This is a genomic window from Streptomyces sp. NPDC006385 (assembly GCF_040612485.1).
Lineage (GTDB): Bacteria > Actinomycetota > Actinomycetes > Streptomycetales > Streptomycetaceae > Streptomyces.
In genome coordinates, this window is record NZ_JBEXQG010000043.1 from 20,698 (window position 1) to 43,406 (window position 22,709).

Consider the following 22,709-nt stretch of genomic DNA (forward strand, 5'->3'; position numbering starts at 1 on the left):
AGGCGTCGTCCAGCCGGTACGGCCCTCAGCGGAGGTGGGCCGGAAGGTGCCGGGCCACCACCCGCTCCAGGTGCGGCAGGGCACGCTGTCCGGCCACCGCGAGCGCGATCGACGCGGCGACGCCCGCCCAGGCGACCGGGCCGAGCGGCGTGCAGCCGAAGACGTGGCTGAGGCCGGGCGTCTCCACCAGGACGACGAGGGCGGCCCCGGAGCCGAGGGCGGTCGCCTGGACCAGCGGGCTGTTCCGGCGGTCGGCCAGGGTCTGGGCGAGCTGGGTGCCGACCACCGCGCACAGGGCCATCGTGGTGGAGCGGCGGGCGGTGCCCGGAGTGAAGCGGCCGAACAGCCAGGCGGCCGTCGCGCCCAGCGTGGTGGTCAGGGCGCGATGCCGGATCTTGCGGATCAGGGGGGCTCCGAGGAGTGAGGTGCCCAGGGGTTCGGTGCCGTCGGACGACTCGGCTCCCGCCGGGTCCCCGGCCCCTGCCGCCGATCCCGTGCCCGCCTGCTCCGCCTCCTTCGGTGTCACCGCCACCGCCATCGCCGGGAACAGGTCCGTGAACAGGTTCACCAGCAGCATCTGGCGGGTGGACAGCGGCGCCGAGCCCGACAGGAGGGTGCCGAGGAGGCCGAAGCCCACCTCGCCCGCGTTGCCGCCGATCAGGATGGCGATGGCGTCGGCGACGCTGTGCCACAGCGCCCGGCCCTCGGCCACCGCCTCGACCAGGACCGTGAGGTCGCCGTCGGTGAGCACCAGGTCGGCCGCGTTGCGGGCGGCCGCGGAGCCGCGGGCGCTGATGCCGACGCCGATGTCGGCGGCGCGGATGGCGGCGGCGTCGTTGGCTCCGTCGCCGACCATGCCGACCACCCGGCCGGCGTCCCGCAGCGCCTCGACGACCTGGAGTTTCTGCTCGGGTGCGACCCGGGCGACCACGCCCATGTCGCTCAGCATCCGGGCGCGTGCCTCCCGGTCCGCGGACGCCAGTTCGTCGCCGGTGACCACGCCGGTGTCCTCGGGCCAGCCGAGTTCCGCGGCGATCGCCCGCGCGGTCTGCGGATGGTCGCCGGTCAGCATGACGGGCCGTACACCCGCGTTCCGCAGACCCTGGACGAGGGCCGTGGAAGTGTCGCGCGCCACGTCGGCGAGGGCGAGCAGCCCGGTGAACTCCAGTTTCTCCAAGGGCTGTTCGAGGGCGTCCGCGGCCTCGTCCGTCGCCTGAAGCGGGCGCCGGGCCACCGCGAGGACGCGCAGTCCGTCGGCGGCGAGCGTGTGCGCCGCCTCCGTCGCCGACTCGGGCAGGTCGACGCAGGCGGGCAGCACCGTCTCGGGGGCGCCCTTGACCACGAGCACGGCGGCGCCGTCCTCCGCCCGGCCGACGGCGGCGGCGTAGCCACGGCCGGCCTCGAAGGGCAGTGCCTCGGTCTGGGACCACTCGGGGTCGGGCGCGGCCGCGTCCAGGACGGCCTCGTCGGTGGCGTGCACGGGCCGCTCCGAGCCGCCGTTGAGCTGCGGGCAGGCACGTGCCGCGATCCGCAGGGTGGCGTGGCCCTCGGTCTCGTCGAGCTTGCGGATCGTGCCGTCGGCGTCGGTGACCCGCACCAGACGCAGCCGGTTCTCGGTGAGCGTGCCGGTCTTGTCGAAGCAGACGGTGTCCATCCGGCCGAGCGCCTCCAGGGTGCGCGGGGCCCGGACGAGGACGCCGCGGCGGCTCAGCCGGCGGGCGGCCGCGAGCTGCGCCACGGTCGCCACCAGCGGCAGCCCCTCCGGGACCGCGGCCACGGCCACCGCCACGCCGCCGCTCACCGCCTGGCGGACCGGGGTGCCGCGCAGCAGCGACAGAGCCGTCACGCCGGCGCCGCCCGCGAGGGTCAACGGCAGGGCCTTGTCGGTGAGTTCGCGCAGCCTGGCCTGGACTCCGGCGGACGGGGGCGTGCGGGCGGCGAGCGCCACGGCACGGGACGCCTCCGTCCGGTCGCCGGTGTCCACGACGACGGCCCGGGCCTCTCCGGCCACCACGGTCGTGCCCTCGAACACCATGCAGCGGCGGTCGGGCACGGCGGCGTGCGGCGTGGGGTCGGTCGCCTTGCCCGCCGGCAGGGACTCGCCGGTCAGCGCGGACTCGTCCACCTCCAGGCCGTCCTCCCACAGCAGACGGGCGTCGGCGGGCACCACGTCGTCCGCCCGCAGCTCGATCACGTCGCCGGGACGGAGCTTGGTGGCGTCCACGACGCGCGCCTTGGCCCGCGGTTCCTCGGTCGTGACGCGCGCCTTCTGCTTCTGCTTGGCCAGCAGCCCCGACAGCGCCCGCTCGGCCCGCATCCGCTGGACGCCGCCGACCAGCGCGTTCAGGTCGAGCGCGCCGACGACCAGCAGGGCGTCCACGACGGAGCCGAGGATCGCCTCGGCGGCCGAGCCGACGGCCAGTACCGGGGTGAGGGGGTCGTCGAGTTCCCCGCGCACGGCCCGGGCCAGCCGCAGCGTCCCGCTCAGCGGCGCGAGCACGCGCTTCTCGCCCATCGTGCGGATCGCCTTGCGCGCCCGGTCGGCGACCTGCTCGGGCAGGGTCGGCTCCGGGTCCGCCTCGTGTTCGTGCTCCAGCCGGTCGCGGACCTCGGTGGGCTCCAGCTCGTGCCAGGCCACGCGCGGACGGGGGTGCGGGGCCCGGGCCGCCGACACGCCCAGGGCCGCCCGCACGCCGGTCAGCAGGGCCCATGCCGCGCTCACGTCGACCGGCGTGTGCCGGACCCCGGGCCACGGCGTACGGCGGCCACGCCCGGACTTGCCGATGGCCACCAGGAGTCCGGACAGGGCGGCCCCGGACCTCGCCAGGACCTGCGCCCTGCGGCCGACGCCGCGCGCGGCCGGGACCGCCCGCAGCAGTCGCCACACGTCGGCCAGACCGTGCGGGGCCAGCACGTCCGCGCCCCAGACGAGGGCTCCGTCGCGGTCGGTGAGAGCGACGGCCACATCGCCGGCGAGCAGCCCGTCGAAGATGTCCTCGTCCCCCGCCCCCGGCCGGGCGATGGTGACGACCACGCCGTCGTCGGCGCGCAACGCGTTCACCACGTCGCTCAGCGACCGCTCGTCGCTCACCACCTGGTCCGCGAGGTTCGTGAAATCGGCCAGGGCGGGGTCGTCCACCATCACCACCCGCAGGCCCGCCCGCCGAGCCGCGTCCAGCACGGTCTCCGCCCAGGCGTCCGCCCCCGCTCCGGGGATCCGCAGCGCGCTCGGGTGCAGCACCACGGTGTCGGCCATCTCCAGCTGGCGGAGCCTCTCGGTGTCCCGCACCAGGACGCCCGTGCGGGACAGCGCGCAGCTCAGTACGGCGTGGAAGGCGGCGGGCCCGTAGCGCGCGGCCTTGGGAGAGCCCGCGAGGACCGCCTCGGCCGCCTCGGTGCCGTCGTGTTTGACCAGCAGCGTGGCCAGGGCGCCCACGAGGCTGCCGGTCTCGGCGTGCGCGGCGTACTCCTGGGCCGGGGAGGTGCGCAGCGGCGGGCGCGGGCAGTTCCCTCCGGCCACGCTGTACCGCTGGGGCACGCAGACCTCGTCGTGGACCATGTCGAACGCGGCTGCGCGAGCCACCGTCTCCGCCAGTTGGAGCGAGCGCAGTGAACCGTCCAGCACGAGAGCGGTCGGGGTCCGGCCGGCGCCGTGGACGGCCGCGTTCACGACGGCCAGCAGCACGTCCATACGGGTGCGGCCGAGCCGCGCGCGCAGCCAGCCACGGAAGCGCGGGTTCTCCCGCAGCAGCGTCACCACCGCGGTCACGGCCCGGGGTGTGGTCGGCAGACGCAGCCCGTATCCGATGAACGCGGCCGCGATGCCGACCCCGTCGGCGGCGAGCGTCGTGGCGGCCGCCCGCACTCCCGCGGGGTCCGCCGGATGGGGGATCTCCTCCACGGCCTCGTCCGTCTGGGCCAGACCGTGCCGGGCCGCGATCTCCGACGCCTTCTCCACCACCCGGTCGCTGACCGACTCCTCGACGGCGGTCACCACGAGCCGACCGAGTCCGCCGTCCCAGTACGCGAGGGCCACGTCGGGCCGCTCCAGCAGCGCCGCGGCGACCCGGCGCGCCACGCGCTCCGTCCCGCCCTCCCGCCGTACGCGGTCCGGTGCCTCGGGCCGCAGCGCGAGGTGGATCCGGGTGCCGGACCGCCAGGGGTGCGGGCGCAGCGGCAGGGTGTTGCGGGCGACCCGCATGACGCGCGCCGCGGTGTCGGCGCTCCGTACACCGGCGCGGGCCGTTCCGGCCAGGGCGCCCGCGGCGATTCCCACCGCGGGTGCGGCTCCTCTGACCAGCAGCCGCGGCCCGGCCGCGACCAGACCGGCCGCGGCGGCCGTCGGACGTGTGAGCAGCCCCAGAACCATCGCTCGCTCTCTCTCCACCTCGGTCGACATCGCCTTCCGCGCGGACCCGGGTTCCCGCAAAACGGCATGTCATCCGCCCAAAGCTGCCCCGGCACGGCTTGCCGGGACAGCTAGGGGCCGAGGCTGATCACGTCGGGGGTGCGTCGGGCGACGGGCGGCGCGGTGGCGGGCGGCACGCCCCCGACCGCGGCCCGCGCCCGGGCACGCCAACCGACCGTGCAGGCCGCCCCGTTGAGGGAGAAGGCGGCCGGCGGCGCGCTGTCGCCGGTGTGGTTCGCCCGGTGGCCGATGCTGACGCTCGCCCCTGGCGCGAGCGCCGCGTCGTACGAGGCGTCGGTCGCCGTCACCGCGCCGGAGGCAGGGGGGTGCGTGGCTCCCCAGCCGTTCGTGATCGTCTGACCGGCGGGCAGGGTGAAGCCGAGTTGCCGGCCGTTGATCGGCGTGGTGCTCGTGTTGGTGATCGTCAGGGAGGCGGTCGGGCCGGTGCTCCAGGCGTCGGTGCCGGCGGTCACCTTGCAGGCGCCGGGCTGGGGTTGGGGTTGGGTTGGGGTTCGGGGCCGCCGCTGTCCAGGCCGAAGAAGGTGAGGACGCGGGCCGCCCTGCCGTGGCCGTACAGATTGTGGCCGACGCCCTGGACCTTCGCCCACTGCTTGATCATTTCCCCGAGGTTCGGGGGCGCGGGACGTCGTCCTCGGTGCCGTGCCAGAGAGCCATGCGCGGCCGGGGTCCGGTGTACCCGGGGTAGGCGCTCCGCACCAGTTCGCCCGACGCGTGCGGGCTGCCGGTCGACCGTGGACTTGATCCCCACCGGGTCGCCGCCGCCGTCGCGCGGTGTCCTCGCCGCAGGCGAGGAAGCCGTACCGGTCGGCGAGCGCGTCGCACTCGGTGCCGTGGTACATGTCCGGGCCGGAGCCCGGGTCGGTGCCGAAGTCGGTGACCTCGGTGAGCGTCGCGGCGGGCTCGGCGGCCGCGGTGCGGGCGGAGGCCGCGGGGGCGGTGACGAGCAGGGCCACCACGAGCAGCGACACGAGGGCGGCGCAGCGAGCGACGAGCAGCGCGCGCAGCGGTTTTCCCCTGTCCCCTCGGGTCACGGAGCGTGGACGTCGGACGGCAAGACCGCGTGAGTGAGCACCAGCCCGCCGCTCTACGTAGGCATACGTGGAGTCGACATCGAGATGGCGACATGGACACGCCGAACTTGGAAGCGCTCCCACCTGGTCACCCAGAGAGCCTTTGCCCCCACCAGCCAGGACTGATTTCTTCTGCGCAAGCCGTTGACTAGAAAGCGCTTGCCCTCTAGGTTTCCCGTTCAACAGTGTGACCGACTACACAGCGATCGACCCCCACATGGTCACTCTGTCCGGATCGGTGTTCCTCATGACATACAACGTTCAAGTATCTGATCGCGCGGTCCTCCCGAAGGGACGCACCCCACATGCGCACGTACCCCCCACGCGCACGGCCGCCAGGAGCCACTCCGACGACGGCCGCACTGGACGCCCCCAAGGGCCCGCTCGATCGGTGGACACCCCGGCCTGCGACACAACGATCCCGGTGGAGCCGCGACCGGGATCCCGCAGGTCGACCCCCGCACCGATCCACCCCGGGCCACTCGGCGGAGCCCGCCTCGTCCGTCGCCACCTCAGGTGGCGTCCGACGCGGGTGCCCTGTGGCCCCCAACCCCTCACATCACGACAGAAGGAACGGGACATGACTTCTGCGACCCGACCGCGCGCCCGCACGCGCGCACTGGGCGGCGCGCTGGCCGCCCTCGGCCTGTCAGTTGGCATGATCATGACAACCAATGCCCCGACGGCGAACGCCGCCACCTGGCCGACACCGAACGGCAGCGAGCCGGTCTCCAAGACCATCAAGATCTCGGGTACCAAGGACTACGGGATGAAGCGCCTCTACGGCTCCGGGTCCCTGGGCGGGGACGGCCAGGGCGAGGACCAGGGGCCGATCCTGGAACTGGCTCCCGGCGCCGTCCTGAAGAACGTCATCCTCGGCAAGCCCGCCGCCGACGGCATCCACTGCAAGGGCAGCTGCACGCTGCAGAACGTCTGGTGGGAGGACGTCGGCGAGGACGCGGCGACGTTCCGCGGCGAGTCGGCGTCCAACGTCTACACCGTCACCGGCGGTGGCGCGAGGGACGCCAGCGACAAGGTGTTCCAGTTCAACGGCAACGGAACCCTGAACGTGTCGAACTTCTCGGTGAAGAACTTCGGCACCTTCGCCCGCACCTGCGGCAACTGCAGCAAGCAGTACAAGCGGACGATCAACCTCAGCAACATCGAGGTGAACTGGAAGGGCAGCCGGATCGTCGGCATCAACACCAACTACAAGGATGTCGCGACCCTGAGGAACATCACGATCGTCGGGGACAGCGGCCGGAAGATCATCCCCTGCCAGAAGTGGATCGGCAACAGCTCGGGCGACGAGCCGAAGGAGAACGGCACCGGTCCCGACGGCACGTACTGCAAGTACTCGCCGTCCGACATCACCTACAGGTGATCGTCCCGCGGTGAAACCGGCCGTCCGAAGCGTCTCCCCACACGGCGCTTCGGACGGCCGCCGCGTCATTTCCGGTGGCCACGCGCGCGTACATCCCGTCTGCTACCGGCCTTCACGCGCGCGTGCGTTCGCTGCCGTCTCGCCGCCGGCACGCGCGCGTGCCGCGTCGGACATCTCCCGCCGGTAGTCCGCGTAGGCGGCGCGCAGCCGCTCGCCCGGCCAGTCGGGTGGGAGCAGTTCGGGCGGCAGCACCGGGTCGGCCAGCAGATGCCGTACGACGGCCGCGAAGGCGGTGAAGCGCTCGGACGGGTGCCGGGCGCCGGTGACATGGGCGAGCAGGGCGCGTCCGGTGCCGCTCCACGCGTCCAGCGGCCACAAGCTCGCGGCAAGTTCACGCGCGGGGTGCTCGGGACGGGCCGTGTAGCGCTGGGCCACCCGGTCCAGGCCGTCCGGCAGTGGACGGAGCAGGTTGGCAGGACGCAGCCAGACCCCCTCGCGCAGCTCGGCGAGCCGCAGCCGGGTCAACTCGCCGCGCAGTTCCGCCCGTTCGGCGGGCCCGCGGCCCGTGGCCGTGACCACGACCACCTCCCAGTCGCCGCCCCAGGGCCGGATCTCGGGGTGGACGGCATCGTCCTGGCGCCGCTGGCGTTCCAGGAGCCGGTCGCTGAGTCGGTACACCGTGTCCGCGCGCCGCAGGTCGCCGGCGGCCACCATCCGGCTGAGCGCGGCCCGCACAGTGGATCCCGCGATGCCGAACGGCGCCACGCTGCGCACGAGGTCCTTCACCGGCAGCTCGGGCGGATGCAGCCCCAGCAGCAGGCTCAGGACGACAGAGCGGGCGGACAGCGGGCGCAGGTCCACCTCGTCGGCCTGCGGTGACGTGTTGTTCGGCATGCTCACGACTGTACGGGCAGGGTGGCTTGTTACAGGATTGCTGCAATCGCAGTGCAAGTGCAACACTGGCCGCATGGTCTCGATACTCGAGCAGGAGCAGCCCCAAGGCACGCCCGAGCAGTCCCGGCAGTACGCCACCCACGAGGTCACCAACCAGCCCCCTCCCCTGCCGCCGTACGACGCGTCCGAGGACGCGGCCCTGCTGGAAGGGCTGCGTCGGGAGGGCGCCGTGTGGGCCGCGGAGGACATCCGGCGGCTCGGCCGGCGGGCCGGGAGCGTCGAGGCGCAGGAGTGGGGCGAGCAGGCCAACCGGCACGAGCCCGAGTTGCGTACGCACGACCGGTACGGCCACCGCGTCGACGAGGTCGAGTTCCATCCGAGCTGGCACCACCTGATGCGCGTCGCGGTCGCCGAGGGACTGGCGGCGGCGCCCTGGGCGGACGAGCGGCCCGGCGCGCATGTCGCCCGGACCGCCGGCGCCCTGGTGTGGGGGCACACGGACGCCGGCCACGGCTGTCCGACGTCGATGACGTACGCCGCCGTCCCTGTGCTGCGCCGGCAGCCCGAACTCGCGCAGGTCTACGAACCCCTGCTGACGAGCCGGGAGTACGAGCCCGCTCTGCGCGTCCCGACCGAGAAGCGGGGCCTGCTCGCGGGCATGGGGATGACCGAGAAGCAGGGCGGCTCCGACGTCCGTACCAACACCACGGCGGCGACGCCGACCTCCGAGCCCGGTGTGTACACGCTGCGCGGGCACAAGTGGTTCACCTCGGCGCCCATGTGCGACGTCTTCCTGGTGCTGGCCCAGGCTCCGGGCGGCCTGTCCTGCTTTCTCGTGCCGCGCGTCCTGCCCGACGGCAGCCGCAACACCTTCCGCATCCAGCGCCTGAAGGACAAGCTGGGCAACCGCTCCAACGCCTCCTCCGAGCCCGAGTTCGACGGGACCGTCGCCTGGCGGGTGGGGCCCGAGGGGCGGGGCGTCAAGACGATCATCGAAATGGTGAACTGCACGCGGCTGGACTGCGTGATGGCCTCGGCGACGCTGATGCGCAAGACGCTCGTGGAGGCGGGTCACCATGTGCGGCACCGCAGCGCGTTCGGGGCACGGCTGTTCGACCAGCCGCTGATGCGCAACGTCCTCGCCGACCTGGCGCTGGAGTCGGAGGCCGCGACGACGCTCACCCTGCGGCTGGCCGGCGCGGCCGACCGGGTGGTGCGCGGCCACGACGCGCAGGGCACCGAGGCGGCGTTCCGCCGGATCGCGACCGCCGTCGGCAAGTACTGGGTCACCAAGCGGGGTCCCGCCTTCACCGCGGAGGCCCTGGAGTGCCTGGGCGGCAACGGCTACGTCGAGGAGTCGGGCATGCCCCGCCACTATCGGGAGGCTCCGCTGCTGTCGATCTGGGAGGGCTCGGGGAACGTCAACGCCCTCGATGTGCTGCGGGCGTTGAGCCGGGAGCCGGGCACCGCGGAGGCACTCTTCGCCGAACTGGCACTGGCGCAGGGGTCGGACACCCGGCTGGACGCGGCCGTCACCCGGCTGAAGGGCCTGCTGGCCGACGGGTCGGAAGCCGGTGCCCGGCGCCTGGTCGAGCTGATGGCCCTGACCCTGCAGGCCGCCCTGCTGGTCCGGCACGCCCCCGCGGCAGTGGCCGACGCGTTCTGCGCCACCCGGCTCGGGGGTGACTGGGGGCACGCGTTCGGGACGCTGCCGGACGGCGCCGACGTGGACGCGATTCTGGGGCGGGCGTTGCCGGGTGGCGGCCGCTGATCGCCTGCCGTCAGCTCGCCGCGCGCAGCCGGTCCAACTCGTCCCCGATCGCCTTGCGTAGCGGGTCGTGCTGCGGGCCGAGCGCGTACCGCTCGTCCGCCCACCTGTCACGGAGATGGAGCCAAACCGGCATGCGCACCGAGTCGGCCGGCTCCCACTCGAACCGTGGCCACGCGTGCGCGTGCAGGAATCCGTCGGTGTTGCCGAGGATCTCCAGATCGACCCGCCGGAAAGCCATGTCCGTGCGACGGGACGCACGCTCGACCGCTTCCGCGAGTTGATCCACTCACCTCGCGGAGCACTCCCGATCCGCCCGCCAGTCATCGACCACGGCCAGAACCCATCGCCCTCACCCGGTCGTCCGCCCACCCCACAACGGCCCGAACCGCGCCCACTCATAGCCCCACTGATCGATACGCCGGCTCTCCAGGCGCCTGCGCAGGGCCCGGCCGGCGACGAAGGGGACGGACGCGGCGCACACGCCCGCGAGGGCGCCGGTCAGGGCCGCCCGTGAGCGGGCCTCGGACGCGGTGGCGGGCTTGGTCACGAGGCGTCCCTGCGGGTCCGTCCAGACGGTGACCGGCGTGCCGACGCCACTGCCGGGCCGGACGCGGGCCTGGCCGGTGTGCGCGGTACCGTCCGGCGCGCTCCAGCGGACCTTCGCCCAGACGCTCGCGGTGCTCGGCGTGCCGGAGCGCGAGTCCGCGGTGCCCGGCGCCCGCTCGCTGAGCAGGGCGACGACGGGCCGCCACTCGACGCGCTCCCGGGCCGTCCCCCGTTCCACCGTGCCGGCCGTCGCCAGGCCGGCGAGGACTCCGGCGAGAACGGTGATCGTCCACGCGGCGAGCAGGACCCATGCCTCGACCACATCGGCCCGGCGCTTGAGCGGATTGCGCCGCCACCGCCACAGCCACACCCTCGGACCACGGAACGCCATCGAAGGCTTCCTCCTCATGAGCGCACGAACATGCCGGACCCACCGCCCTCCCATACGGCGGACGGCCGCCGGCTGCTCACGGCGTCCACCCGGAGTCGACCGTGGCACGGACCCTCGGACCCTCCGGCCACCGCGGACCTCTTCTTCCGGAAAGCGTCGCGTTCTTCCGTGAGAGCGTCGCGCGGCCCGCGGCAGTGAGCTGTCATCGCCGCGCTGACCTGCGGCGTAAGCTCGAACAGAGGTGACTGTCAGTGGTGGGGTGCAGACTGGCCGGTGTCTGGGACAAAGACGTCGCGGAGGTGATCGGCATGACCGAGGTACTGCTGGCCGTGGGCACGCGCAAGGGCCTGTTCATCGGGCGGAGGCGAGGTGGCACCTGGGAGTTCGACGAGAGTCCCTACTTCAACGCCCAGGCCGTGTACTCGGTCGCCATCGACACCCGCCGCGAGCGACCGCGGCTGCTGGCCGGCGGCGACAGCGCGCACTGGGGCCCGTCCGTGTTCCACTCCGACGACCTGGGCCGCACCTGGACCGAACCGGCCCGGCCCGCCGTCAAGTTCCCCCAGGACACGGAGGCTTCCCTGGAACGGGTGTGGCAGCTGCACCCGGCCGCCGCGGAGCCGGACGTGGTGTACGCGGGCACGGAACCGGCGGCGCTGTACCGCTCGGAGGACCGCGGCGAGTCATTCGAGCTGGTCCGCCCGCTGTGGGAGCACCCCACGCGGTCCAAGTGGGTGCCGGGCGGCGGCGGTGAGGGCTTGCACACCGTGCTCACCGACAAACGCGACCCACAGGCCGTGACGGTCGCCGTCTCGACGGCCGGCGTGTTCAGGACGACCGACGGCGGGGCGAGCTGGGCGCCCTCCAACTCCGGTGTCTCCGCGGTGTTCCTGCCGGATCCGAACCCGGAGTTCGGCCAGTGCGTGCACAAGATCGCGCAGGACGCGGTGACAGGTGACCGCCTGTATCTGCAGAACCACTGGGGTGTGTACCGCAGCGACGACGCGGGCGCGCACTGGACGGACATCGGCGAGGGCCTGCCCTCCACCTTCGGCTTCGCCGCGGCCACCCACCCGCACCGCGGCGACACGGCGTACGTCTTCCCCATCAACGCGGACTCGGACCGCGTCCCGGCCGACCGGCGATGCCGCGTCTTCCGTACGGCGGACGCGGGCAAGAGCTGGGAGCCGCTGTCGGCGGGACTGCCGCAGGGCGACCACTACGGCACGGTGCTGCGCGACGCGATGTGCACGGACGACGCCGACCCGGCGGGCGTGTACTTCGGCAACCGCAACGGCGAGGTGTTCGCGTCGGCCGACGACGGCGACAGCTGGCGGCAGTTGGCGTCGCACCTGCCGGACGTGCTGTGCGTACGGGCCGCGGTGGTCGGGTGAGGCGTCGGGGCTTACGGGCCGGTCCTGGCCACTGGTTGATCGCCGCTGCCGGCTCGGCAGTAGGGTGACGCCCGTGGCACCACGACCCTTGCATGAAATCGTCGAACCGGGCTGGGCGAAAGCCCTGGAACCCGTTGCCGAACGGATCGCCGGGATGGGCGACTTCCTGCGCGCGGAGATCGCCGCGGGACGCACCTATCTGCCGGCCGGAGCGAATGTCCTGCGCGCCTTCCAACAGCCCTTCGACGAAGTACGGGTCCTGATCGTCGGACAGGACCCGTACCCGACGCCGGGCCACGCCGTGGGGTTGTCGTTCTCGGTCGCGCCCGACGTGCGTCCGCTGCCCGGCAGCCTCATCAACATCTTCCGGGAGCTGCACACCGACCTCGGGTTGCCGCAGCCGTCCAACGGCGATCTGACGCCGTGGACCCGGCAGGGCGTGCTGCTGCTCAACAGGGCGCTCACCACGGCCCCGCGCAAGCCCGGCGCCCATCGCGGCAAGGGTTGGGAGGAGGTCACCGAGCAGGCCATCCGGGCGCTGGCCGGACGCGGCAAGCCGCTGGTGTCCATCCTGTGGGGCCGCGACGCCCGCAACCTCCGCCCGCTGCTCGGCAACCTCCCGTCGGTGGAGTCCGCCCACCCCTCCCCCATGTCGGCCGACCGCGGTTTCTTCGGCTCCCGCCCGTTCAGCCGGGCCAACGACCTGCTGATCCAGCAGGGAGGACAGCCGGTGGACTGGCGCCTGCCATGACCGGGGCGACGGACGGAGCCGAGGTGGTGAGGGACAGGGCCGACCGGGGTTTCCTCGCCGTCGACTCCGGTGGATCCGGCCTGCGGGTCGCCGTCGGCACCGTCGGTCGTGGTGTGTTGGCCCGGCGGGAGTCCCGCGAGCCGGTGCGCACCGGGGACCGGGGCATCGATGCCGCGCATCTGATCGAGCAACTGGTGCCCATGGTGCGGGCATCGACCGTCGAGGCCGGTGTCGCCCAGCCGGCTGCGGCGGCGGTGGGCGCCGCCGGGCTGGCCACGCTGGGGGATGCCCTGCGCGCCGAACTGCCGGGCGTTCTCGCGCGTGCGTTCGACATCAGGCGCCTCGCTCTCGCCGCCGACGCCGTCACCGCCTATGTCGGTGCCCTCGGCTCCCGGCCCGGTGTCGTGCTCGCCGCCGGCACGGGGTTGATCGCGCTCGGCACCGACCTGACGCGCTGGCGTCGTGCGGACGGCTGGGGGCATCTGCTCGGTGACTGCGGCAGCGGCGCCTGGATCGGGCGGGCCGGGCTGGAGGCGGCGCTGCGTGCCTACGACGGGCGGCCCGGCGGTTCCGCCGGGTTGCTGGCGCGCGCGGAGGAACTGTTCGGCCCGATGCAAGGGCTGCCCGGCAAGCTCTACCCGCGCCCGGACCGGCCCGCCGTCCTCGCCTCCTTCGCGCCGCGGGTGGCCGCCTGCGCCGACGGCGACCCGGTCGCCGCGGACATTCTGCGGGCCGCCGCCCGGCACATGGCCGAGACCGCGGCCGCCGTGTGTCCCACCGCGGGCGAACCCCAGGTCGCGCTCACCGGTGGCCTGTCCAAGATGGGCGACCCTCTTCTCGTACCGCTGGAAGAGGAGTTGTCGAAACGGCTGCCGCGGGCGCGGCGGGTGCCCGCCGACGGGGATCCGTTGCTGGGGTCGGTGCGTATCGCGACCGATCTGGCGACGGGCGGGCTGACACTGCCGAGTGACGAGGCGATGCTCTCCGTGTTGACCCGTACGGGGTGACACGTACGAGTGACAGATAAAACGGACTGATCCTCATACGTTGATCAGTTCTGAACCACGCGTAACTCATCAGACAAAACCGGACGGATACCGCTCACCTGCACCCTCCCCGAACAGGGGAGCCCAAGAAACCAGTAACATGCGGCGCCATGAGCTCCCCCACTGGGCCCGCGTCCGGCCTGCCAGTACGAATGCCGCGCCCCCGCCAGCCCGGGCGGCACCGCCGACCCGAGCCGCTGGCTGCTCCCGAGGGCGCGCCCGCGCTCGTTCTCGCGGTGCCGGGCACGCCGAGCGCCGCCACTCGCGGCCTCGCCGAGGAGGTCGTGAGCATCGCCCGCTCCGAGCTTCCCGGCCTTGACGCCCGGATCGGGTACGTCGACGGCGACGACGCTGAGTTCCCCACGCTCCAGTCCGTGCTGGTGCACGCCGCCGAGGAGCGCATCGCCCGTTTTGAGCAGGCGCTCGCCGCAGGGGTGGAGGTCAAGGAGCCGGAGGGCCCCGTCGCCGTCGTGGTGCCGCTGCTCGCCGGCCCGGACAGCGCGCTGCTGAGGGTCATCCGCCAGGCCGTGATGGACAGCCGCGTCGCGGCCGAGCTGACCGATGTGCTGGGCCCGCACCCGCTGCTCGCCGAGGCGCTGCACGTGCGTCTGTCGGAGGCCGGTCTGGCCCGCGCCGACCGCGCCCGGCTGTTCACCGTGGCGACCGCCGCGGACGGCATCGTCCTGGCCTCCGTCGGCGGTGAGGAGGCCGTGCAGGCGGCCGGGATCACCGGCATGCTGCTCGCCGCGCGCCTGGCCGTGCCGGTGATGGCGGCGGCTCTGGACCAGGACGGTTCGATCACGGCCGTCGCCGAGCAGCTGCGGTCCTCGGGCTCGCAGCAGCTGGCGCTGGCGCCGTACCTGATAGGGCCGGAGATCGACCCGAGCCTGATCGCGCAGGCCGCCCAGGAGGCCGGCTGCTCCGCCGCCGAGGCGCTCGGCCCCTACCCGGCGATCGGCAAGCTCGCCCTGTCCAAGTACACGACCGCTCTGGGCATCGCCCCGCAGCAGCCGCAGGGCACGCCGGTCCGCTGACGCGCACGTCACAGCCGTAACGCCGAAGGGGCCCGCCCGTACCGTGGCGGGCCCTTCGGCGTCGGTCACGTTCTGTTCGGCTCCGGGCCGATGACCACGCAGGACGCCGCAGGGACCTCGATCGAGCCCTCGTAGCGCGGGCGCCCCGTGTCCGGGTCCACGGCGAACCAGGACACGTCACCGGAGCGCTCGTTCGCGACGTACAGGAAGCCTTCCGCCTCGGCGATCGCGCGGGGCCAGTGCCCGGCGCAGGGCACGGTTCCCGTGAGCCGCAGTTCCTCACCCTCGACGGCGAACGTCGACAGCACGTCCTCGCCGCGGGTCGCGGCCCACACGAAGCGGCCGTCGGGCGAGGCGACGACTCCCGAGGGATAGGCGTCGCCGGCCGGGGCGCCCGGCAGGACCGGTGTCTCGGTCAGTGGCTTCAGCGTGCCGTCGTCGGGGTCCCAGTGGCAGACGGTGACGGTGGGGGTGAGTTCGTTGACGACGTACGCGTAGGTGGCGTTCGGATGGAAGGCCAGGTGGCGGGGGCCCGAGCCGGGGCGCAGGGCGATCTCACGGTGGACTTCGAACGTGCCGTCGACCGGCGCGTAGACCCGCACCGAGTCGGTGCCGAGGTCGACGCCGACGGCCCAGCGGCCGCCGGGGGCGGGGAGCACCTGGTGGGCGTGCGGGCTCTGCTGGCGTGGCGTGTGCGGGCCGGAGCCGGTGTGCTGGAGAACGGCCGAGGGGGCCTCGGCCAGGCTGCCGTCGGGGCGGACGGGGACGGCGGTGACGCTGCCGGAGCCGTAGTTGGCGGTCAGGACGTGGCCGGCGAACAGGCTGAGATGCACGGGTCCGCTGCCGTCCACCGGCACCGGCGGCCCCATGAGCTCGGGCGTGTCCATGCCCACGCGGTACGCGGCCACCGCGCCCTCGGCCGTCTCGCTGACCGCGTAGAGCGTGTCGCCGCCGGGCGACAGGGCCAGGTACGCGGGATCGGGCACGTCGTCCACGCTGCTGAGCACGGTCAGCGCGCCGCTGCCCGCGGCCACGGCGGCCGTGGTGATCCCCTGGCCACCGGCTGCCGTGAACGACCCGATGTAAGCCAGTCTGTCCTGTGCGCCTTGTCTGCCCTGTCTGCCGACATCTGCCACCGTTGTCCCCTTCCGGTCGGGTGCCGTCGGCGGTGACGGTAGCAGTGCGGGGCCATCGGTCTAGACCAAATGGCGGAACCAGCGACGGAGCGGTCGGGACGCCGTGCCCGGAGCGGCGCTCACTCCCCCACGCCGACCAGCCGTGAGCCGGTCGGCGTGCGCAGGGGCTGGGACAGTTCGGCCAGGGCCCGCTCCAGGCCGTGCAGGTGGACGAGGGCGGGGTGCGAGGCCGTCGGCTGTGCCGCGGGGGCGGTGACGTCCGCGCCGCCGGTGAGCGCCTCGACGGCGGCCTCGACGCGCCAGCACGCGGCGGCCAGGCGGGCGTCGTGCGAGGCCACCGGGTCGGCGGCGACGGCGACGAGGCCGCGGATCTCCCGGGCGCAGTCGTCCAGCAGGGCCAGCACGCGGCGGGCGCGCCGCTTGCGGGCCGGCATCGGGTTCAGCGGGTGCACGAGCGGGGCGACGGAGAGCCGTACCCGGCCGAGCAGTTGCTCCAGCTCGGCGACGCGCGAGGCCGGGTCGGCGCCCTCGTCACCGGCGAGGCGGGCGGCGGCCTCGGCGGTCGCCGCGTGGACGCAGCGCAGGGCCCGCTGGATCCAGGCGTCGGTGACGGCGTGGGTGGTGACGGGCAGCACGAACAGCACGGCCAGCACGGCGCCGAGGGCCCCGACGCCGGTCTCGGCGAGCCGCAGCGCCAGCAGGGCGGGGTCGAGGACGCCCAGGAGACCGTAGAGGAGCTCGGCGAGCACCGTGACGCAGAGCATCATCCAGGTGTACGAGACGGCGGCCGTGTAGAAGATGCCGAAGACGCAGACGGCGAGGAGCGCGGCCGTCGGGACCGCCGCCCCGTGCAGGGGGACGGCGACGAGCAGGCCGAGTCCGATGCCGATCACCGTGCCGAGGACCCGTCGGAAGCCGCGGACCAGGGTCTCGCCGCGCGAGGTGGTGTTGACGAAGATCCACCAGGTGGCGCCGACGGCCCAGTACCAGCGCTGTCCGGACACCAGCTGGCCCACGACGAGGGCGAAGCCCGCGCCGGCGGTGGCCTGGATCGCCTGGCGTGTCGTCACGCGGGCCAGCCCGCTGCCGCCCGGCGGTGCGGGCGCGGGCGCCGGCGGCGTCCGGCGCTCGTAGCACCACAGCCCGAAGCGCACCGCGGACGCGGTGAGCAGGGACAGCAGCACGGCGGCGTACAGCTCGGGGAGCTGCCCGGGGCTCGCGTGCAGGAACTGCGCCACGAAGAAGGTCATGAACGCGAACACGCCGAGGCTGTGCCCGCGCGGTCCCCAGCGGCGGGCGTACACGCCGGCGCCGACGACGGCGAGGAAGGTGACGTCACGGGCGACCGGGTGGTCGTGCAGCTCGGCCGCCGCCGCGAGGACCGGGAGGCCGACGAGCGGCAGCAGCGCGGTGGTGACCGCCTGCCCGCGGACCGTGGCGTCGGTGACGGTGAACAGGGCGAGCAGCGCGGCGAGCCCTCCGGTGACGGCGCCCACGAGGGACTGTCCGGCGACGCCGCAGACGACGACCGCCGCGCCGACGCCGAGCACGGCCCGGGTGGCGAACCGCAGCCGCGTCCGCCCCGGATCCGGAGCCACGAACACCCTTGTCAGCACCGCTTACCGCCCCCTTCGCACCCTGGCTGGAAACCGACATGAAAAAGGCGCCGCGGGGTCCGCAGCGCCATCGACGTATCCATATCAGCACCTCTGCCGCCACTGGCTCAAGCGGCTCCTTCTAGACTGGTCCATTGGTACAGCGCCGACCGCTGCTCAGCGGTCACCGGGGAGCCAACGGACGAGGAGCCGGCAGCATGGCCGTGGACGAGCTCGACACCCGCATCCTGCGGCTGCTGCTGGAGCAGCCCCGTACGAGCGTGCGGGAGTACGCCCGCATCCTCGGCGTCGCGCGCGGCACGCTCCAGGCCAGGCTCGACCGGCTGGAGCGGGACGGCGTGATCACCGGCACGGGGCCCACGCTCTCCCCCGCCGCCCTCGGCCATCCGGTGCTGGCCTTCGTGCACATCGAGGTCACGCAGGGCCATCTCGACGACGTGGGCGACGCGCTCGCCGCCGTACCGGAGATCGTCGAGGCCTTCTCGATCACGGGCGGCGGGGATCTGCTGACCCGGGTGGTCGCCCGCGACAACGCCCATCTGGAGGACGTGATCCAGAAGCTGATCAGTCTTCCCGGCGTGGTCCGCACCCGTACCGAGGTGGCGCTGCGCGAGCGCGTCCCGCACCGGCTGCTGCCGCTGGTGGAGTCGGTCGGGCGGGCAGCGGCCCGGAAATGACCTTTGGCATGCTGGGGCCATGAGCGGTCTCAACGGTGTCTCGGTCCTCTTCGATCTCGACGGAACGCTCGTGGACAGCGAGCCCAACTACTACGAAGCGGGCCGCCAGGTCCTCGCCGAGCACGGGGTTCCCGACTTCACGTGGACGGACCACGAGCGGTTCGTGGGCATCAGCACGCTGGAGACGGTGACGATCTGGAAGCGCGAGTACGGCCTGAGGGCCTCGGTCGACGAACTGCTCGCCGCCAAGAACCGCCGCTACCTGGAACTCGCCCGCGCCGCCACGCGCGCGTACCCCGAGATGCGCGCGTTCGTGGAGCTGCTGGCCGCCGAGGGCGTCCCGCTGGCCGTGGCGTCGGGGTCGTCGCGCGAGGCCATCGCGGTCATCCTGGCCGGCACGGGTCTGGACGCACAGCTGCGCACGGTCGTCTCGGCCGACGAGGTCGACCGCGGCAAGCCGGCCCCCGACGTGTTCCTGGAGGCGGCCCGCCGGCTCGGCGCGACCCCGGGCGACTGCGTGGTCGTGGAGGACGCCGCCCCGGGCGCCGCCGCCGCGCACGCGGCCGGAATGCGCTGCATCGCGGTCCCCTATCTGCCCGCCCAGGCGGACGCCCCGGAGTTCGCGACGGCCGGTCTGCTGCTGCGGGGCGGTCAGGGGGAGTTCACGGCGCGGGGCGCGTACGACTGGCTCGTACGGTCGACGGCGTCCTGCTGATCGTCACCGAGCGGCCGACCGCCCTGCCCGTGCTCACGACCCCCTGCACCTGACTGCGCCTCACCGAGCCGCCGATCTTCGTGCATCAATCCCGTCCGCACCGTTGACGCCTCCTCACCTCACGCATAACGTCTGGCCGACCCCCCGCACACTGTTCGCAATATCGAACGACATCCACTTCGTGGAGGAGCACATGGCACCGCCCCTCTCCAGACGATCCCTTCTCCAGGCCGCCGCGCTCGCCGCGGCGACCCCCGCGGTCAGTCTCACGGCGGCCGGCCGTGCCTCGGCGGCCGTTCAGGAGGCGCAGGCCGTGACCGCTGCCCCGGGCGCCTGGACCGTCCAGCCCTTCGCCCTCGACGACGTGGCCCTCAGGCCCGGACTCTTCGCCGACAAGCGGCAGTTGATGCTCGACCACGCCCGCGGCTACGACGTCAACCGGCTGCTGCAGGTCTTCCGCGCGAACGCCGGCCTGTCCACCGGCGGCGCGGTCGCGCCCGGTGGCTGGGAAGGGCTGGACGGCGAGGCGAACGGCAATCTGCGCGGGCACTACACCGGGCATTTCCTGACCATGCTGTCGCAGGCCTACGCCGGCACCGGCGAGCAGGTGTTCGTCGACAAGATCCGCACCATGGTCGGGGCCCTGACCGAGGTGCGCGAGGCACTGCGCAAGAACCCGGCCGTGCTGAGCGTCGGCGGCAGGTTCGGCACCGCCGCCGAGAACGTCCGCGGCTCCTACCAGTACGTCGACCTGCCCGCCGCCGTCCTCGGTGGCGCCTCGGCCATCACCCTGTCCACCTGGGTGAAGCCCACGCACGACGCCGACTGGGCGCGCGTCTTCGACTTCGGCAACGACACCACCCGGTACATGTACCTGGCCGCCCGCAACGCCGGCGGCGTGCCGCGCTTCGCCCTCACGACCGGCGGGCCGGGCGGCGAGCAGGGCCTCGACGGCACCGCCGCGCTGCCGCTGAACCAGTGGAGCCACCTCGCGGTCACGCTCGCGGGCGGCACCGGAACGCTGTACGTCAACGGCACCGCCGTGGCCCGGAACACGGCGATGTCCCTCACGCCGGCCGCGCTGGGCGACCTCACCAACCACTGGCTGGGCCGCTCCAACTTCTCCGCCGACCCCGTCTTCGCGGGCGCCTACGACGAGTTCAACGTCTGGTCGCGCGCCCTGACCGCCGGCGAGATCACGGAGTTGCAGAGCAGCCGCGCCGCCGACGCCTCCGCCGGCCGCGGCGACCTGGCCTCGTACGCCTTCGACGAGACCTCCGGCGGCTCCTTCGCGGACGCCTCCGGCCGGAACCTCACCGCCACCCTGCGCCGCACCTGGGGCGGGCCCAGCCACCCCGGCTTCCTGGCGGCGTACCCGGAGACGCAGTTCATCGACCTGGAGTCGCGCACCACCAGCGACTACACGAAGGTGTGGGCGCCCTACTACACCGCGCACAAGATCCTTAGAGGCGTGCTGGACGCCTACCTCGCCACGGACGACGCCCGGGCCCTCGACCTCGCGTCCGGCATGTGCGACTGGATGTACTCGCGGCTGTCCAAGCTGCCCGAGGCCACGCTCCAGCGCATGTGGGGGCTGTTCTCCAGCGGTGAGTTCGGCGGCATCGTCGAGGCGATCTGCGACCTGCACACGATCACCGGCAAGGCCGAACACCTCGCGCTCGCCAAGCTGTTCGACCTCGACCGGCTCATCGACAACTGCGCCGCGAACACCGACATCCTGGACGGGCTGCACGCCAACCAGCACATACCGATCTTCACCGGCTACCTGCGGCTGTACGACGCGACCGGCGAGGCCCGCTACCTCGACGCCGCCCGGAACTTCTGGGGCATGGTCGTGCCCCACCGCATGTTCGGCATCGGCGGCACCAGCACCGCCGAGTTCTGGAAGGCGCGGGACCTGATCGCGGGGACGATCAGCGCCACCAGCGCCGAGACCTGCTGTGCGTACAACATGCTGAAGCTCAGCCGGACCCTGTTCTTCCACGAGCAGCGGCCGATGTACATGGACTACTACGAGCGGGCCCTCTACAACCAGGTCCTCGGCTCCAAGCAGGACAAGGCGGACGCCGAGAAGCCGCTCGTCACCTACTTCATCGGGCTGACGCCGGGGCATGTGCGGGACTACACGCCCAAGCAGGGCACAACCTGCTGCGAGGGCACCGGCATGGAGAGCGCCACCAAATACCAGGACTCGGTGTACTTCAAGGCAGCCGACGGCAGGACGCTGTACGTCAACCTGTACAGCCCGTCCCGACTCACCTGGTCGGAAAAGGGTGTGACGGTCACTCAGACGACCGGCTTCCCCCGGGAGCAGGGCACCACGCTCACCATCGGCGGTCGCGGCGCGGCCTTCGCCCTGAAGCTGCGGGTGCCGTCGTGGGCGACCGCCGGATTCCGGGTGACGGTCAACGGGCGTGCGGTGAGCGGCACTCCGACGCCGGGGAGCTACTTCACCGTGTCGAGGACCTGGCGCAGCGGGGACACCGTACGGATCTCCATGCCGTTCCGGCTGCGGGTGGAGAAGGCGATCGACGATCCCTCGCTGCAGACCCTGTTCTACGGTCCGATCAACCTCGTCGGCCGCGACTCCTCGACGAGCCACCTCCAGTTGGGCCTGTACCGCAACGCCGGGCTCTCCGGCGACCTGCTGCCGTCCCTCAGCCCGGTGAGCGGCAAACCGCTCCACTACACCCTCGCCGGAACGGAGTTCGCCCCCTTCTTCGAGGGCACCGAGGACCCGACCCACGCCTACTTCCGGCGCTCCGAACCCCGGGTGGTCTTCGGCAACAAGGACTCCGGCGTCGCCAACCCCGCGAAGTCCGACGGCACCACGCTCCTGGACGAGATCTGGGCCGGGGCGCCGTTCCGGGGCAAGGGTGCGCTGGTCTCCCGCGTGCGGTCCACCGTGAACGCCTGGGTGAGCGCGGGCCTGCTGAGCCGGGCCGACGGGACGACGGTCGTACGGACGGCGGAGCAGGCCACGTACGCTCCGTGATGCCCCGCACGGCGCAGGGGCCCGGGGCGGGCGGGCCGTCCGCTACGACCGGCGGCGGGGCTTGCCTCGCCGTGCGCCCTTGGCCCCCTGCGCGCCCTTCGCTCCCTGCGCGCCCTTGGCACCGCCGGAGCCACCGCGTTGGCCACGACCGGTTCCGGACTGCCGCCGCGGGGTGCCGCCGCCCTCGGGCCGCTTGCGCTTCGGCTGCTCCGCGGCGGCCGGCTGGGACGTGGTGCGGCCCCGGGTGCTGTTGGCTGTGCGGCCGCGGACGACGCCGATGAAGTCCTCGACCAGGTCGGTGGTCGCGTCCTCGGGCCAGGACAGCGCGACGCTCGACTGGGGGGCGTCGACCAGCGGCCGGTAGGTGAGGTCCTTTCGGTGGTGCAGCCGCGCCAGCGACTGGGGCACGACGAGCAGGCCGACGCCCGCCGCGACGAGCTCGACGGCGTCCGCGGTGGTCGCGGGACGCTCGAAGGCGGGCTGCCCGGGGGGGCGCTCCCAGCCGAGGACGTCGTCGAGGGGGTGGAAGACGACCTCGTCGGCGAGGTCCTCGACGGTCACCTCCTCGACCGCCGTGACGACGTGGTCCTTGGGGACGACGACGACCGTGGTCTCGGTGTAGAGCGGGATCGCGCTGAAGACCGTACGGTCAACCGGCAGCCGTACGAAACCGGCGTCGGCGTCACCACCGCGGAGCACGTCCGGCGCCTCGGCGGCGGTCACCGGGAGCAGGGTCAGGGGGACGTCGGGATAGCGCTCGCCCCAGACCCGCGCCCACTTCGAGGGAGTCACCCCCGGGACGTACGCAAGCCGGAAGGACGGCGGCGCTGCCGGGGCGG

At 73.3% G+C, this 22,709-nt stretch carries 15 protein-coding genes and 2 pseudogenes; 9 read left to right on the forward strand and 8 right to left on the reverse strand.

Annotation, left to right across the window (positions count from 1 at the left end; translation table 11 throughout):
* Positions 1 to 25: 25 nt before the first annotated feature.
* Together ABZ078_RS28120 and ABZ078_RS28125 are read right to left on the reverse strand one after the other, a co-directional pair.
* Positions 26 to 4,369 (reverse strand): cation-translocating P-type ATPase, encoded by a 4,344-nt coding sequence (locus ABZ078_RS28120; protein WP_356579696.1) that lies wholly within the window; start codon positions 4,367 to 4,369, stop codon positions 26 to 28.
* A gap of 209 nt (positions 4,370 to 4,578) precedes the next feature.
* Positions 4,579 to 5,385, reverse strand: a pseudogene (locus tag ABZ078_RS28125) (cellulose-binding domain-containing protein); the annotation flags it as partial.
* A gap of 694 nt (positions 5,386 to 6,079) precedes the next feature.
* Between ABZ078_RS28125 and ABZ078_RS28130 the strand changes: the two are divergent.
* A complete protein-coding gene (locus ABZ078_RS28130; protein WP_356579698.1) occupies positions 6,080 to 6,883 on the forward strand; it encodes a pectate lyase in 804 nt (267 codons plus the stop codon).
* Positions 6,884 to 6,985: 102 nt separating this feature from the next.
* Here ABZ078_RS28130 and ABZ078_RS28135 read toward each other — a convergent pair whose 3' ends face one another.
* Positions 6,986 to 7,777 carry a PaaX family transcriptional regulator C-terminal domain-containing protein gene (locus tag ABZ078_RS28135; protein ID WP_356579700.1) on the reverse strand — a complete coding sequence of 264 codons (792 nt, stop codon included), beginning with the start codon at positions 7,775 to 7,777 and terminating at the stop codon, positions 6,986 to 6,988.
* A 73-nt stretch (positions 7,778 to 7,850) separates the two neighbouring features.
* On the opposite strand from ABZ078_RS28135, the gene ABZ078_RS28140 reads away from it, so the two are divergent.
* A complete protein-coding gene (locus ABZ078_RS28140) occupies positions 7,851 to 9,548 on the forward strand; it encodes a DNA alkylation response protein (protein WP_356579702.1) in 1,698 nt (565 codons plus the stop codon).
* 10 nt (positions 9,549 to 9,558) lie between these two features.
* Here the strand turns inward: ABZ078_RS28140 and ABZ078_RS28145 are convergent.
* Positions 9,559 to 9,834: pseudogene (locus tag ABZ078_RS28145) on the reverse strand (diadenosine tetraphosphate hydrolase); the annotation flags it as partial.
* 63 nt (positions 9,835 to 9,897) lie between these two features.
* Entirely contained in the window at positions 9,898 to 10,485 is a 588-nt protein-coding gene (locus ABZ078_RS28150) for a hypothetical protein (RefSeq protein WP_356579704.1), read from the reverse strand.
* A gap of 308 nt (positions 10,486 to 10,793) precedes the next feature.
* Between ABZ078_RS28150 and ABZ078_RS28155 the strand changes: the two genes are divergently transcribed.
* The 4 genes from ABZ078_RS28155 (at position 10,794) to ABZ078_RS28170 (ending at position 14,710) form a co-directional block, all read left to right on the forward strand.
* Positions 10,794 to 11,879 (forward strand): exo-alpha-sialidase, encoded by a 1,086-nt coding sequence (locus tag ABZ078_RS28155; RefSeq protein WP_356579706.1) that lies wholly within the window; start codon positions 10,794 to 10,796, stop codon positions 11,877 to 11,879.
* Positions 11,880 to 11,952: 73 nt separating this feature from the next.
* Positions 11,953 to 12,630 carry a uracil-DNA glycosylase gene (locus tag ABZ078_RS28160; RefSeq protein ID WP_356579708.1) on the forward strand — a complete coding sequence of 226 codons (678 nt, stop codon included), beginning with the start codon at positions 11,953 to 11,955 and terminating at the stop codon, positions 12,628 to 12,630.
* Positions 12,627 to 13,637, forward strand: coding sequence for a BadF/BadG/BcrA/BcrD ATPase family protein (locus ABZ078_RS28165; protein ID WP_356579710.1), 1,011 nt, complete (start codon positions 12,627 to 12,629; stop codon positions 13,635 to 13,637). The genes ABZ078_RS28160 and ABZ078_RS28165 overlap by 4 nt, the downstream gene beginning before the upstream one ends.
* Before the next feature lie 149 nt (positions 13,638 to 13,786).
* Entirely contained in the window at positions 13,787 to 14,710 is a 924-nt protein-coding gene (locus ABZ078_RS28170) for a hypothetical protein (protein ID WP_356579712.1), read from the forward strand.
* A 65-nt stretch (positions 14,711 to 14,775) separates the two neighbouring features.
* On the opposite strand, the gene ABZ078_RS28175 is transcribed toward ABZ078_RS28170, so the two are convergent.
* Both ABZ078_RS28175 and ABZ078_RS28180 read right to left on the reverse strand, forming a co-directional pair.
* Entirely contained in the window at positions 14,776 to 15,846 is a 1,071-nt protein-coding gene (locus tag ABZ078_RS28175) for a lactonase family protein (protein ID WP_356579714.1), read from the reverse strand.
* 119 nt (positions 15,847 to 15,965) lie between these two features.
* On the reverse strand, positions 15,966 to 17,462 hold the full coding sequence (locus tag ABZ078_RS28180; protein ID WP_356579716.1) for an FUSC family protein: 1,497 nt from the start codon (positions 17,460 to 17,462) through the stop codon (positions 15,966 to 15,968).
* A 197-nt stretch (positions 17,463 to 17,659) separates the two neighbouring features.
* Between ABZ078_RS28180 and ABZ078_RS28185 the strand changes: the two genes are divergently transcribed.
* From ABZ078_RS28185 to ABZ078_RS28195, 3 genes are all read left to right on the forward strand, one after another.
* Positions 17,660 to 18,139 (forward strand): Lrp/AsnC family transcriptional regulator, encoded by a 480-nt coding sequence (locus ABZ078_RS28185; protein ID WP_356579717.1) that lies wholly within the window; start codon positions 17,660 to 17,662, stop codon positions 18,137 to 18,139.
* 19 nt (positions 18,140 to 18,158) lie between these two features.
* Entirely contained in the window at positions 18,159 to 18,854 is a 696-nt protein-coding gene (locus ABZ078_RS28190) for an HAD family phosphatase (protein ID WP_356579719.1), read from the forward strand.
* A gap of 193 nt (positions 18,855 to 19,047) precedes the next feature.
* Positions 19,048 to 21,870 (forward strand): beta-L-arabinofuranosidase domain-containing protein, encoded by a 2,823-nt coding sequence (locus ABZ078_RS28195; protein WP_356579721.1) that lies wholly within the window; start codon positions 19,048 to 19,050, stop codon positions 21,868 to 21,870.
* Positions 21,871 to 21,912: 42 nt separating this feature from the next.
* Here ABZ078_RS28195 and ABZ078_RS28200 read toward each other — a convergent pair whose 3' ends face one another.
* Positions 21,913 to 22,662: a LysR substrate-binding domain-containing protein gene (locus tag ABZ078_RS28200; RefSeq protein ID WP_356579723.1), complete on the reverse strand. Its 750-nt coding sequence runs from the start codon at positions 22,660 to 22,662 to the stop codon at positions 21,913 to 21,915.
* Positions 22,663 to 22,709 lie beyond the last annotated feature (47 nt).